Annotated in this window: 11 protein-coding genes; 2 read left to right on the top strand and 9 right to left on the bottom strand. The window is 73.4% G+C overall.

What is annotated here, in order from left to right; genetic code table 11:
• Positions 1-18: 18 nt before the first annotated feature.
• The 4 genes from EDC50_RS14525 to pilG are packed head-to-tail and all read right to left on the bottom strand — an operon-like array spanning position 19 to position 3,425.
• Positions 19-2,040 (bottom strand): methyl-accepting chemotaxis protein, encoded by a 2,022-nt coding sequence (locus EDC50_RS14525; protein ID WP_123771219.1) that lies wholly within the window; start codon positions 2,038-2,040, stop codon positions 19-21.
• The gene (locus EDC50_RS14520; RefSeq protein ID WP_123771218.1) at positions 2,037-2,639 is read right to left on the bottom strand and encodes a chemotaxis protein CheW; all 603 of its coding nucleotides are present in this window, start codon (positions 2,637-2,639) and stop codon (positions 2,037-2,039) included. Before EDC50_RS14520 ends, EDC50_RS14525 begins: the two co-directional genes overlap by 4 nt.
• Before the next feature lie 4 nt (positions 2,640-2,643).
• Positions 2,644-3,009: a response regulator gene (locus EDC50_RS14515; RefSeq protein WP_123771217.1), complete on the bottom strand. Its 366-nt coding sequence runs from the start codon at positions 3,007-3,009 to the stop codon at positions 2,644-2,646.
• A 17-nt stretch (positions 3,010-3,026) separates the two neighbouring features.
• Complete coding sequence (pilG, locus tag EDC50_RS14510; protein ID WP_123771216.1) at positions 3,027-3,425, bottom strand: twitching motility response regulator PilG; 399 nt, start codon at positions 3,423-3,425, stop codon at positions 3,027-3,029.
• A gap of 319 nt (positions 3,426-3,744) precedes the next feature.
• Here pilG and gshB point away from each other — a divergent pair, with 319 nt between their 5' ends.
• Together gshB and EDC50_RS14500 are read left to right on the top strand one after the other, a co-directional pair.
• Positions 3,745-4,746 (top strand): glutathione synthase, encoded by a 1,002-nt coding sequence (gshB, locus tag EDC50_RS14505; RefSeq protein WP_123771215.1) that lies wholly within the window; start codon positions 3,745-3,747, stop codon positions 4,744-4,746.
• Positions 4,743-5,612 carry an energy transducer TonB gene (locus EDC50_RS14500; RefSeq protein ID WP_123771214.1) on the top strand — a complete coding sequence of 290 codons (870 nt, stop codon included), beginning with the start codon at positions 4,743-4,745 and terminating at the stop codon, positions 5,610-5,612. Before gshB ends, EDC50_RS14500 begins: the two co-directional genes overlap by 4 nt.
• Before the next feature lie 55 nt (positions 5,613-5,667).
• On the opposite strand, the gene lepB is transcribed toward EDC50_RS14500, so the two are convergent.
• From lepB to mrcB, 5 genes are all read right to left on the bottom strand, one after another.
• Positions 5,668-6,306, bottom strand: coding sequence for a signal peptidase I (lepB, locus tag EDC50_RS14495; RefSeq protein WP_123771213.1), 639 nt, complete (start codon positions 6,304-6,306; stop codon positions 5,668-5,670).
• Positions 6,307-6,472: 166 nt separating this feature from the next.
• On the bottom strand, positions 6,473-7,180 hold the full coding sequence (gene tsaB / locus EDC50_RS14490; protein ID WP_123771212.1) for a tRNA (adenosine(37)-N6)-threonylcarbamoyltransferase complex dimerization subunit type 1 TsaB: 708 nt from the start codon (positions 7,178-7,180) through the stop codon (positions 6,473-6,475).
• A gap of 55 nt (positions 7,181-7,235) precedes the next feature.
• Positions 7,236-9,335 (bottom strand): DNA repair helicase YoaA, encoded by a 2,100-nt coding sequence (yoaA, locus tag EDC50_RS14485; RefSeq protein ID WP_123771211.1) that lies wholly within the window; start codon positions 9,333-9,335, stop codon positions 7,236-7,238.
• Position 9,336: 1 nt separating this feature from the next.
• Positions 9,337-9,852, bottom strand: coding sequence for a hypothetical protein (locus tag EDC50_RS14480; protein ID WP_123771210.1), 516 nt, complete (start codon positions 9,850-9,852; stop codon positions 9,337-9,339).
• Entirely contained in the window at positions 9,849-12,233 is a 2,385-nt protein-coding gene (mrcB, locus tag EDC50_RS14475) for a penicillin-binding protein 1B (RefSeq protein WP_123771209.1), read from the bottom strand. Before mrcB ends, EDC50_RS14480 begins: the two co-directional genes overlap by 4 nt.
• Positions 12,234-12,354: the final 121 nt, after the last annotated feature.

Here is a 12,354-nt window from a genome sequence, read left to right as displayed (position 1 = left end):
TCGTCCCGGTCAGGCCCGTCAGGCCGGCAGCTTGAAGTCGGCGACCGAACGGCGCAGGTCCGCGGCGAGCTGGGCCAGGTTGCCGATCGACGCGGCGGTCTGGTTGGCGCCCTGCGAGGTCTGCGCGGTGATCGACTGGATGGTGTGCATCGTCGCGGTGATGTTCGACGCCGCGCTGGACTGCTGCTGCGCCGCCTGCGAGATGCCCTGAATCAGGTTGGACAGGTCGGACGACACCTTTTCGATCTCGCCCAGCGCGGTGCCCGCGTCCTCGGCCAGGCGCGCGCCGGCCACCACCTCGGCGGTGGTCTGCTCCATCGACGACACCGCTTCGTTGGTGTCGGCCTGAATCGTCTGCACCAGGGTCTCGATGCGCTTGGTCGCGTGCGAGGCGCGCTCGGCGAGGCGCTGCACTTCGTCCGCGACCACCGCGAAGCCGCGGCCCGCCTCGCCCGCCGACGCGGCCTGGATGGCCGCGTTCAGCGCCAGGATGTTGGTCTGCTCGGAGATGTCGTTGATCAGTTCCACGATCGAGCCGATTTCCTGCGAGCTCTCGCCCAGGCGCTTGATGCGCTTGGAGGTCTCCTGGATCTGGTCGCGGATCGAGTCCATGCCGGCGATGGTTTGCCGCACCACGCCCGCGCCCTTGGTCGCGATCTGCACCGAGCGCTGCGCCACGTCCGCCGATTCGGCCGAGTTCTTCGACACCTGGTCGATCGAGGCCGCGATCTCGCTGATGCGCGCCGAGGCCGAGTTGATCTCCTGCGCCTGGTGTTCGGCGGCTTCGGCCAGGTGCATCGCGGTGGCCTGGGTCTCCTGCGCACTGGCGGCGACCTGCACCGAGGTGTCGGTGATCGTCTGCACCAGGCTGCGCAGCTGCTCGACGGCGAAGTTGATCGAGTCCGCGATCGCGCCGGTCATGTCCTCGGTCACGGTCGCCTTCACCGTGAGGTCGCCTTCCGCGAGCGAGCCCATCTCGTCCAGCAGGCGCATGATCGCCTCCTGGTTGCGGTCGTTGAGCTCCTTGGTGGTCAGGTAGCGCTGGCGCTGGGCGCGGTTCAGCGACACCACCAGGAACACGATCGCGGCCAGCGCGGCGATGCCGGACAGGATCGAGATCCAGATGTTGCCGAGCAGCGACCTGTCGCTGAGCGAGCCGAACGCGGTGAAGGCCTGGAACAGGGCCTGGCTGTCGGCCAGCAGCTTGTTCGAGCCGACCGTGATCGACTCGGCCGCGGCCTGCGCGCGCGACAGGTTCGGCGCGCTGGCGAGGATCGCGTCCAGGTCCTTCTTCATCTCCTGCCACAGCGTCTCGGCCTGGCCGAGCGCCGCCAGGGCGTTGGCGTTGCCGAGCGGGGTCACGCCGAACGCGGCGTCGCCCTTGCGCAGGCCGGTCAGCACGCTGCCGAACACCGAGGCGTCGCGCGCCAGCGCGTCGCCGGCGAGCGCGGCGCCGCTGCCGCCGGCGCGGATCTCGGTGATGCGGCGGGCCATGGTGCTGGCCAGCACCACCTGGCGCAGCGCGATGTAGACCTGCGAGGACGGCGAGCCGGAAGCGGACATCGCGCGCACCAGCTCGTCCAGGCGCGCCTGCAGCTGCGGCACCCGGCCGGTGAAGCGGTCGGCGTTGCCGGCCAGGGCCAGCACCGCCTGCTCGCTCGCCAGCACCTGGTCGGCGCTCTTGCCCAGCGGCGCCCAGGTGTCGGTGACAGTCTTGATCGGCCCGGCCACGCCGGCGGTACCGCCGAAGTTGGCGTTGAGCTGCTGCACGTCGGCGACGATCTGCGCGCGCGTGTCCTTGAACGCCTTGAACGCGTCGGCCGCGCCGCCCACCGCCTCGCGGCCCTGCACCGCCAGCTTCTGCGAATTCACCTGCAGCGCCGACGCCGCTGAGCTCGCGCCGCCCAGGCGCGCCGCCTTCCAGGTCGCGTAGCCGGTGTTCAGGCCGAAGATCAGCACCGACACGCCCAGCACGACCAGCCAGATGTTGACGCCGGTGTTGCGGCCCTTGCCGGCAACGTTGTCCATCGCGCTACTCATGATTCGACCTCGAGTGTGGTGCTGCCGATGCGGTGTTCGGACCGCGGCAAGTCGGAAGCGGCTTGGCGGAATTCGGGGGTGCGGGCGAGCCGGTCGAGGCTGAAGATGCCCCAGAGCTCGCCGTCGATGCGGTAGGCGTGGTCGACGAAATGGCCGTAGCGACCGGCGACCAGCTCGCTGCCGGCCAGCGCGTCGGCGTCGAGGCGCTGCTCCTCGAGGAAGCTGCGCTGGCCGAACAGCTCGTCGATCAGCACGGCCACGTCGCCGCCGGGCTGGCGCACCAGCAGGATGCGCTGGCTCTCGTGCAGCACGGTGCGCTCGCCTTCCAGGAACTGCTTGAGGTCGACCACCGGCAGCAGGTTGCCGCGCACGTTCGACAGGCCCAGCAGCCACGGCTGCGCGCCGGGCACGGGCGTGACCTGCGGCAGCGTCAGGATCTCGACCACTTCGCCGAAGCCGGAGGCCAGGCGGCGCGCGCCGATGCGGTAGCCGACGCCGCGCCAGAGGCCGGGCGCGTCGAGCTGTTCGGGCAGGCCGGCCACGTGCGCCAGGCTGCGGCGCTCGTAGTCGACCAGCACGTCGAACGGCGACGGCGCCATCGGCTCATCCACCCAGCAGCGCGTTGATGCGCGCGATCAGCTCGTCCTCGCGCGGCGGCTTGACGATGTAGTCGCGGGCGCCCTGGCGCATGCCCCACGCCTTGTCGGTGTCCATGCCCTTGGTGCTGACGATCAGCACCGGGATGGCGGCGGTGTCGGCGTCGCGCGACAGCGCGCGGGTCGCCTGGAAGCCGTTCATGCCGGGCAGCACGATGTCCATCATCACCAGGTCCGGCTTCTCGCGCTTGCAGGCCTCGATGCCGTCCTCGGCGCTGCTCGCGGCCAGCACCTGGTGGCCGTTGCGCTCGAGCAGTTGGGTCAGGACCGCCGTGTCGGTCGGCGAGTCCTCGATCAGAAGAATGCGTGCCATGCTGCCCTACCCCCCGGTCAGGCGTTGACGTGCGTGCGGATCGCGTCGAGAAGTTCTTCGCGGGTGAACGGTTTGGTGAGGTACTGTTCCGAGCCGACGATGCGCCCGCGCGCCTTGTCGAACAATCCGTCCTTGGAGGAGAGCATGATCACCGGCGTGTGCTTGAACAGGTGGTTGCTCTTGATCAGCGCGCAGGTCTGATAGCCGTCCAGCCGCGGCATCATGATGTCCACGAAGATGATCTGCGGCTGCTGATCGGCGATCTTCGCCAACGCCTCGAAGCCGTCGGTGGCGGTGACCACTTCGCAGCCCTCGCGCTTCAGCAAGGTTTCGGCGGTCCGGCGGATGGTCTTGGAGTCGTCGATGACCATGACCCGGAGTCCGCCGAGGCCGCCGGTGCGGACCTCGTCTAGCATTCTGGATTTCCCCCAAGCGAACGCCGGTGCTCCGGCGTCGCGAAGCCGTCTTTATTCCAAGCCGCGCCGGCACTGTCAAGCCGCGTTTCCGCGGGCGCCAGCTGAATGCGCGATTGCCGCGGCCGGGCGCGACAGGTTTCTCCGACCGCGGCGGCAGGTTACCCGAAACGCGCGGGGTCGGCTCACCCGGCGCCTCCGTGCCGCGACCGGGTTAACAATCCCGAGCCGAACCACGGCGCGTTCCGCCGCTGCGCCGGCGGCGGCGCGGGGCCGCCTGCTACCATCCCCGCCTCGCCCGCTTTCCGGCACCGCCGCGCCCATGCCGCTCGACATCGTCGTCGTGATGGACCCGATCGGGTCGATCAAGATCGCCAAGGACTCGACCTTCGCCATGCTGCTGGAGGCGCAGCGCCGCGGCCACCGGCTGCTGTACGTGCGCCCGGGCGGGCTGGCGGTGCGCGGCGGCGCGGCCGAGGCGCTGGCCGCCCCGCTGCGGGTGCGCGACGACGCCGCCGGCTGGTACGAGCTGGGGGCCTGGGCGCCGCTGCGCTTCGGCCCGGGCCAGGTGGTGCTGATGCGCAAGGACCCGCCGGTCGACGCCGAATACCTGCACGACACCCAGGTCCTCGGCCTGGCCCAGCGCGCCGGCGCGCGCGTGGTCAACGACCCGCAGGGCCTGCGCGACTTCAACGAGAAGCTGGCCGCGCTGCTGTTCCCGCAATGCTGCCCGGAGACCCTGGTGTCGCGCGATCCGGCCTCGCTCAAGGCCTTCGTCGCCGAGCACGGCGAGGCGGTGCTCAAGCCACTGGACGGCATGGGCGGGCGCTCGATCTTCCGCGCCCGCGCGGGCGAGCCCAACCTCAACGTGATCCTGGAGACGCTGACCTCGGGCGGGCGCAGCCTGGCGATGGCGCAGCGCTACCTGCCGGAGATCCGCGACGGCGACAAGCGCATCCTGCTGGTGGACGGCGAGCCGATCGACTACTGCCTGGCGCGCATCCCGCAGGGCGACGAGTTCCGCGGCAATCTCGCCGCCGGCGGCCGCGGCGAGGGCCGTCCGCTGTCCGAGCGCGACCGCTGGATCGCGGACCAGGTCGGCCCGGAGATGCGCCGCCGCGGCATGCTGTTCGTCGGCCTGGACGTGATCGGCGACTACCTGACCGAGGTCAACGTCACCAGCCCGACCTGCATCCGCGAGCTCGACGCCCAGTTCGGCCTGAACATCGCCGGGCGCCTGTTCGACGCGGTCGAGGCCGGCGCGGACGCGGCCCGCCCGGCCGACGCGGCGCCCCCGCAGCCGGCCGCCCCGCCCGCCCGATGAGCGCCGCCGGCGTCCCGGCCGCGGGCGAACGCGGCCGCCTCAGCGCCACGTTCGTCCTCTCGCTGCTGGTCCACGGCGTGCTCCTGCTCGGCGTGGGCTGGACGCTGCAGCGGGCCGCGCCGGTGCTGCCGACGCTGGACGTGATCCTGACCCAGACCAGCACCGCGCTGACCCCGGCCCAGGCCGACTTCCTCGCCCAGGCCAGCAACCAGGGCGGCGGCGAGCACGACCGCAGCACCCGCCCGCGCGAAGCCCTGTCCGGCCCGCTGCCGCAGGCCGACCACGGCGTGGCCCCGCGCCCGCTGCGGGCGCAGGCGCCGGCGCCGCGGCCGGCGCCGACCCCGCGCGTGCTCGCCAGCGTACGCGGCCGGGAACCCGCCGCGCTGCCGCGCACCGCGCCGGCGCCGAGCGAGCGGCCGCTGCCGCCGGGCCGCGAGAAGGTCGAGCACGACATGGCGATGGCGCGGCTGGCGGCGGAGATCCACCTGCGCTCGGAGCGCTACGCCAAGCGGCCCACGCGCAAGTTCGTCTCGGCCAGCACCCAGGAGTACGTCTGGGCCGGCTACCTGCGCGAGTGGGTCGACCGGGTCGAGCGCGTCGGCAACCTCAACTATCCGGACGAAGCGCGGCGCCGGCGCCTGGCCGGGCAGGTGGTGATCACGGTGGCGATCCGCCGCGACGGCAGCGTCGAGCGTGCCGACATCGTCCAGTCCAGCGGCATCCCCCTGCTCGACGCCTCGGCCCTGCGCATCGCCCGGCTCGCCGAGCCCTACCCGCCGCTGCCGAAGACCGAGGAAAACCCGGACGTGCTGCACGTGACCCGCACCTGGCAGTTCCTGCCCGGCGGCGAGCTGGTCGACGAGTAGCCGGCACGCGCCGGCACCGCTCCGCCTCTTCCGCCGCCGGGGAGGCCGCGCCTGCTCAAAGCCGCCGCCAGACGAATCCCTCGCCGCGCCGGAAGTACACCGCCACCGCCCTGCCATACAGCGCCTGCTCCGGCACCAGGCCGAAGAAACGCCCGTCCAGGCTGTTGCCGCGGTGGTCGCCGAGCACCAGCACATAGCCCTCGGGCACCGTCGCCGGCGGGATGTCGGGGCCCCCGCCGGCATCCAGGTTCAGCATCACGTCCTTGCCCGGGAAACGCTCGACCGGACCGTCCCCGCGCGCCCGCAACGCCCGGCCGTCGACGGTCAGCCACCCGCGGCGCAACTCGATGCGCTGGCCGCCGACCGCGACGACGCGCTTGACCAGCCGGGTGCCGTCGAGCGGCGAATCGAAGACCGCCACGTCGCCCGGCTTCGGCTCGCCGCGCGCGACCACGTCGATCCCGGTGAACGGAATGCGCAGGCCGTAGGCGCTCATGTCGACCAGCACCCGATCGCCCGGCATCAGGGCCGGCTCCATCGAACCGCTCGGCACGTGGTAGTGATTGGCGAACGAGGAGCGCGCCGAAGTCAGCAGCAACAGCATGGCCAGCAGCGGCAACGCCTCGGTGCGCAGCCAACGCAGCCAACGCCACCCGCGGGCGGCCGGCTTCGGGCGTTCGGTCTTCCGGTTCATGCACTCGCTCCTCGACGCCGGCTTGGTGGCGGCGGCCCGCACGCGTCGCGCGCCTTCGACCGCCGCGGCTTGGCAGACCCGGCGACGAACGGCGAAGTTCCCGCGGATCGGCCGTGCCGGACCGCCGCTCGCGAGGCCATTCCCGCGGCCGCCTGCGCGCCCGGCCTCAGCGGCCTGCGCGCAGCGCGCGCTGCTGCTCCAGGGTCAGGGCGACGTCGTTGCGCAGGTAGGCCGGCTCGACCCGCTCCGGCGCGAGCGCCTCGCCGCGGGCGTAAGCGGCCGCGGCCAGGCGCGCGACATCGGCGGCGTGCGGCAGCGCCGCGGCGTCGATCGCGGCGAAGCGCGCGCCGAGGCGGCGCTGCAGCGCGCCTTCGCCGGCGGCGAAGCCGGTGCCGACGCCGTGCCAGCCGTCGCCCTCGTCCGGCAGCGCGACCGCGTCCGGCGTGCCCACGCGCTCGGCGCCGAGCGCGCGCGCCTCGCCCTCGCGCAACAGGAAGGCGCCGCTGTAGACCTCGCCCATGCGCGCGTCGATCGCCGCCAGCACGCGCGCTTCGCCGTCGGCCGGCTCGGCGCGCAGCGCCAGCGCGGCGAGGGTCGAGACCGGCAGCACCGGCCGCTGCAGCGCCAGCGCGATGCCCTGCGCCAGCGCCACCCCCAGGCGCACCCCGGTGAACGCCCCCGGCCCGCGCCCGACCGCGATCGCATCGAGCTGGCCCTTCGCCACGCCCGCCTCGGCCAGCAGCGCCTCGGCCCAGGGCAGCGCCAGTTCGGCGTGGCGCCGCGGCGCCAGCTCGAAGCGCTCGCGGATCTCGCCGTCGACGTGCACGGCGACCGACAGGGCTTCGGTGGAGGTTTCGAACGCGAGCAGCTTCATTCGGGATTCGGGTTCCGGGCTTGGGGGAAGCGTAACGGATGCGGATTCTGGCCGGTCACGAGTCCGGAATCGCGGCGCCCGGATCCGCGGCCTGGAAGAACGCCGCCACGTCCTCGATCCGCCGCGTCTTCGGCAGCGGCGGCAGCGAGTTGAGGAACACGCTGCCGTAGCTCTTGGCGAGCAGGCGCGGATCACACAGGACCAGCACGCCGCGGTCGTTCTCGTTGCGGATCAGCCGGCCGGCGCCCTGCTTCAGCGCGATCACCGCCTGCGGCAGCTGTTCGTCGCGGAACGGGTTGCCGCCGCCGCGGCGGATCGCGTCCAGCCGCGCCTCGAACACCGGGTCGTCCGGCGCGGCGAACGGCAGCTTGTCGATCACCACCACGCTCAGGGCCTCGCCGGCCACGTCCACGCCCTCGCGGAAGCTGGCCGCGCCGAGCAGCACGCCGTTGCCGGAGGCGCGGAAGCGCTCCAGCAGCACCGGCCGCGGCGCCTCCCCCTGCACGAACAGCGGCCACGGCCCGTCGCGCAGCAGCTCGGCGGCCTCGCGCAACGCACGGTGCGAGGCGAACAGCACGAACGCGCGCCCGCTGGAAGCCTCCAGCACCGGGCGGATCTTCTCCACCAGGCTCTCGTTGTAGTGGCGCATCATCGGGTCGGGCAGGCCGCGCGGCAGGTAGCACAGCGCCTGCCGTTGCCAGTCGAACGGGCTGGGCACCAGCAGCGTGCGCGGCGGATGCTCGCCGCGCAGGTTCAGGCCGAGCTTGCCGGCGAAGTGCTCGAAGCGCCCGCCGACCGCGAGCGTGGCCGAGGTAAACACCCAGGCCGCCTGCGAACGCGCGCGGTGCCGGGCCAGCGGGCCGGCGACATCGAGCGGCGTGCGGCTGAGGCGGAAGCCGCGCGCGCTCAGCTCGTACCAGAGCACGCTTTCGTCGCCGCGACGCTTCTGCCCGGGCTCCGGCTGCGGGCCCTGCGCCGCCGGCCCTGCGGCGGCTCGCCCTTCGGCTTCGGCGCCCGGCGCCGCGGAATCGGCGGCGGATTCGTCCTCCGCTTCCGCCCCGGCCGCCGCGCCGTCGTCGCGCCAGCGCTGCAGCCGGCCTTCGAACTCCAGCGCGCGCGCCGCGCAGCCATCGAACCCGGGCGAGGCCGCGGCCAGCGGCTGCAGCGCGGCGTGCAAGTCGTGCAGCGCCTGCGCGAGCGCGTCGAACGCGTCCTCGGCCGCCGCCAGCTCGGCCGCGCGCCGGCGGGTGCCGCGCACCGGCAACTCGTCCATCGCCGCGCGCAGCGCGCGCACCGCCTGCTCCAGCGCGCGCGCCGGCGCCTGCACCGCCGCCAGCGCCGACGGCACCTGCCTGCACTCGGCCAGGGCGTCGCGCGCCAGTTCGACCAGCGGCCGCGCGCTCAGGGTCTCGCCGAAGAACTGCGCGGCCAGTTCCGGCAGCTGGTGCGCCTCGTCGACGACGAAGGTCTGCGCGCCGGGCAGGATCTCGCCGAAGCCCTCCTGCTTCAGCGCGAGATCGGCCAGCAGCAGATGGTGGTTGACCACGACGATGTCCGCGGCCTGCGCCCGTTGCCGGGCCTGCACCACGAAGCAGTCGGCGAAGAACGGGCACTCGCCGCCGAGGCAGTTCTCGGCGGTGCTGGTGACCATCGGCAGCAGCGGCGAGTCCTCGGGCAAGGCGTCGAGTTCGGCCAGGTCGCCCATGCGCGTGCGCCCGGACCAGGCGACGATGCGCTGGAACTGCGCGGCCATCTCGCGGCTGGCGAAGCGCGGCTCGCCCTGCGCCTGGCGCATGCGGTAATGGCACAGATAGTTCGCGCGGCCCTTGAGCAGCGCGGTCTTGAGCCCTACGCCGAGGGCGTCGCGCACGCGCGGCAGGTCGCGATGGTAGAGCTGGTCCTGCAGCGCGCGGGTGCCGGTGGAGACGATGGTCTTGCTGCCCGACAGCAACGCCGGCACCAGGTAGGCGAAGGTCTTGCCGGTGCCGGTGCCGGCCTCGGCGAGCAGCGTGCCGCGGGTCTCGATCGCCTCGCCGATCGCCTCGGCCAGGTCCTGCTGCATCGGCCGCACGACGAAGCCCGGCAGCTCGCGCGCGAACGCGCCGCCATCGGCCAGCGCGGTGCGACTGGCCTCGCCGAGCCGGCTGCCGGGCATCTCAGTAGCGCGGCGGCGCGGCGACGGTGCAGGCGTCGCGCTCGCGCCGCGCGCCCTCGACGTCGCCGCCCTGCGCCAGGCGCGCCTGGGCCACGGTTTCCCAGTGGCGCCGGCACAGCGGGCCGAGCCTGGAGCCCAGCGCCAGCGCCTGCCGCGCGTAGCGCTCGGCGTCGGCGTAGCGGTGCTGCAGCAGCGCCGCCTCGGCGCGCTCCTGCAGCACGGCGGGATCGTCGGCGACGACCTGCAGCGCCTGGTCCAGCGCCTGCGCCGCCTCGGCGTACTTGCGCTCGCGCTCGAGCTGCGCGGCCTGCTCGCGCAGGTCCTCGACCTGGGCATCGCGCAGCGGCCGCACGTCCAGCTCGGCGTCGTCGGCGCCGCCGATGCCGCGGATTGCCGCCACCGCGGCCTCGGCATCGAACGTCGGCACGGCCACGTCGGGCGCCGGCGTGCGGCAGGCCGCCAGCGCCAGCAGCAGCGCCGCGGCCGGGCCGCGGCTCCGGATTGCTTTGCGAATCACCGCTGTTCCTCCTGCGCCGGCGCGGTCTCGTCCTGCGCCGGTTCCTGCTGTTCGTCGCGGCCGAAGCCGAACCATTCGCGCCAGCCGCCCTGCGCCTCCTCGACCGGCTCCGGCGCCGGGCAAGGCGCGTAGGGCGGCGCGAAGCCGGCGACGAAGGCGAAGCGGCGCGCGCCGGGACAGCCGGGGTCGGTGCTGCTGGCGCCGACCACCCATTGCCAGTCCAGTCCCTGGCTGCCGACGCGCAGCGGCGCGCTCGGCAGGCGCGCGAACAGCGACGACCATACCCGCATCGCGCCGGTGGCGCCGTAAAGGCCGGTTTCCTTGTTCTGGTCGTTGCCGACCCAGACCACGGCGAGGTGGTCGCCGGTCCAGCCGGCGAACCAGCTGTCGCGCCCGTCGTTGCTGGTGCCGGTCTTGCCGGCCGGCGACAGGCGGCCGAGGCCGTCGCGGATCAGCTGGGTGCCGGTGCCGCCCGACACCGCATGCTGCAACGCGATGGTGATCAGGCGCGCGGCGATCGCGTCGCCTTCCTGCGCCGGCGCCGGCTCGGTGTCGTAGCGCTTGAGCGCGCGGCCCTTGTCGTCGAGCACGCCGCGCACCGCGTGCAGCGGCTGGATCTCGCCGCCGGAAGCGAGGAACTGGTACAGCTGCGCCATCGCGTACGGGCTCTGGTCGACCGCGCCGAGGATCAGCGCCGGATGCGGCTGCGCCTCGATGCCGGCGAGGGTGCGGATCAGCCCGGCGATGCGCTGCGGATCGACCTGCATGCCGATCCGCACCGTGGCCTGGTTGTACGACATCGCCAGCGCGTCGATCAGGCGCACCGTGCCGTGGCTGCGGCCGTCGGAATTGCCGGGGCTCCAGGTCTTGTTGCGGCCGAGCGATACCGTCACCGGCGAATCGTCGACCCAGCTGGCCAGCGAGTACTTGCCCGGCTGCGCCAGCGCCAGCAGGTACACGAACGGCTTCAGCAGCGAACCCACCGGCCGCTGCGCCTCGACCGCGCGGTTGAAGCCGTGCTCGCCGACGCTGCGGCTGCCGACCACCGCGACCACCTCGCCGTTGTGCACGTCGGTGACCACCACGCCGGCCTGCAGCGGCGGGCGGCGCCTGCCGTCCAGGCTCTTCAGGGTGCGGGTCACCGCGGCCTCGGCCAGCGCCTGCGCCGACGGCGACATGCCGCTCATCACGCTCAGGCCGGCGCCGGCCAGCGCGTCGGCCGGATAGTCGCGGGCGAGCTGGCGGCGCACCAGGTCGACGTACGCGGGGAAGCGGTTCGGCGCCAGGCTGCCGGGGGCGTCGGTGACGCCGAGCGGGGCCTTCAGCGCGCGCCGGTACTCGGCCTCGTCGATCAGGTTCGTCTCCCGCATCTCGCCGAGGACGAAGTTGCGCCGCTCCCGCGCGCGCTCCGGGTTGCGCCGCGCGTCGTAGTACGAGGGGCCGCGGACGATGCCGATCAGCAGCGCGATCTGCTCGGTGGTCAGGTCGCGCAGGTCGCGGCCGAACCAGAACTCGGCGCCGGCGGCGACGCCGTGGATCGCCTGCGCGCCGCGCTGGCCGAGGTAGACCTGGTTGAGGTAGGCCTCGAGGATGGTGCGCTTGTCGTAGCGCGCCTCGATCAGCAGCGCGTACAGGATCTCCTTGAACTTGCGGGTCAGGGTCTGCTCGCGGCCGATGCCGAGCAGGCCGCTGCGCGCCAGCTGCTGGGTCAGGGTGCTGCCGCCCTGCTTGCGGCCGGTGGCGGTCTTGAACGCCGCGCGCAGCATCCCGGCCGGGTCGATGCCGATGTGGTGGGCGAAGTCGCGGTCCTCGACCGCCTGCAGGCCGGTGACCAGCAGCTCCGGCACCTCGTCCACCCGGACCAGGCGGCGCTCCTCCTGCTTCTGCCCGTACAGCGTGGCGATCCGCGCCGGGTCCAGCCGCGCCGATTTCAGCGCGCGCTTGCTCCCGGCCTCGCGCAGCGAGGCGACCTCGCCGCCGGACAGCACCAGCTCGATCCGGCGTGCCGGCACCGGCCCGTCGACGTCGGCGAAGCCGCGGCTGGAGATGCGCCAGCGCCCGCCCTCGCGGGCGTAGGTACCGGCGCGGACGCCGTCGCCCTCGCGGTACGCGGCGGCGTCGAGCTCGGTCTTGAGCGTGGCCGCGTCCAGCGTCAGCCCCGGCGCCAGTTCCAGCGGGCGCGCATAGACCCGGGTCGGGATCTGCCAGCGCAGCTGGCCGAAGCGCTGGCCGACCTCGTGGTTCAGGTACAGCGTGTACGGGATCAGGAAGCCCAGGCCCAGGCCGATCGCCGCCAGCGCCCAGGTGACCAGGCGCCGGCGCCACTGCGGACGTTCGCTGTCGTCGATGGATTCGTCTTCGTCGTAATCGATTCGGGCCACGGCGTGGGACAATGGCGGGGCTGCGCCCTCGTGCCGGCGAGTCTAGCGCAGCCGCCCGCCGCCGCCGCGCGCGGGCCCGCGGCGCGTGCCGCTTGCGTTAAGGAGTTCCGTTGCATGACCA

The organism is Vulcaniibacterium tengchongense (assembly GCF_003814555.1).
Lineage (GTDB): Bacteria > Pseudomonadota > Gammaproteobacteria > Xanthomonadales > Xanthomonadaceae > Vulcaniibacterium > Vulcaniibacterium tengchongense.
Note: the sequence above shows the minus strand (reverse complement) of the source record. Positions and strands in the feature narration are given on the sequence as shown.

Coding starts and splice junctions, on each gene's coding strand:
- pilG (WP_123771216.1), bottom strand. CDS start 3,425: ATGCTAGACGAGGTCCGCACCGGCGGCCTCGGCGGACTCCGGGTCATG.
- tsaB (WP_123771212.1), bottom strand. CDS start 7,180: ATGAAGCTGCTCGCGTTCGAAACCTCCACCGAAGCCCTGTCGGTCGCC.
- EDC50_RS14500 (WP_123771214.1), top strand. CDS start 4,743: ATGAGCGCCGCCGGCGTCCCGGCCGCGGGCGAACGCGGCCGCCTCAGC.
- EDC50_RS14515 (WP_123771217.1), bottom strand. CDS start 3,009: ATGGCACGCATTCTTCTGATCGAGGACTCGCCGACCGACACGGCGGTC.
- lepB (WP_123771213.1), bottom strand. CDS start 6,306: ATGAACCGGAAGACCGAACGCCCGAAGCCGGCCGCCCGCGGGTGGCGT.
- EDC50_RS14525 (WP_123771219.1), bottom strand. CDS start 2,040: ATGAGTAGCGCGATGGACAACGTTGCCGGCAAGGGCCGCAACACCGGC.
- EDC50_RS14520 (WP_123771218.1), bottom strand. CDS start 2,639: ATGGCGCCGTCGCCGTTCGACGTGCTGGTCGACTACGAGCGCCGCAGC.
- yoaA (WP_123771211.1), bottom strand. CDS start 9,335: ATGCCCGGCAGCCGGCTCGGCGAGGCCAGTCGCACCGCGCTGGCCGAT.
- gshB (WP_123771215.1), top strand. CDS start 3,745: ATGCCGCTCGACATCGTCGTCGTGATGGACCCGATCGGGTCGATCAAG.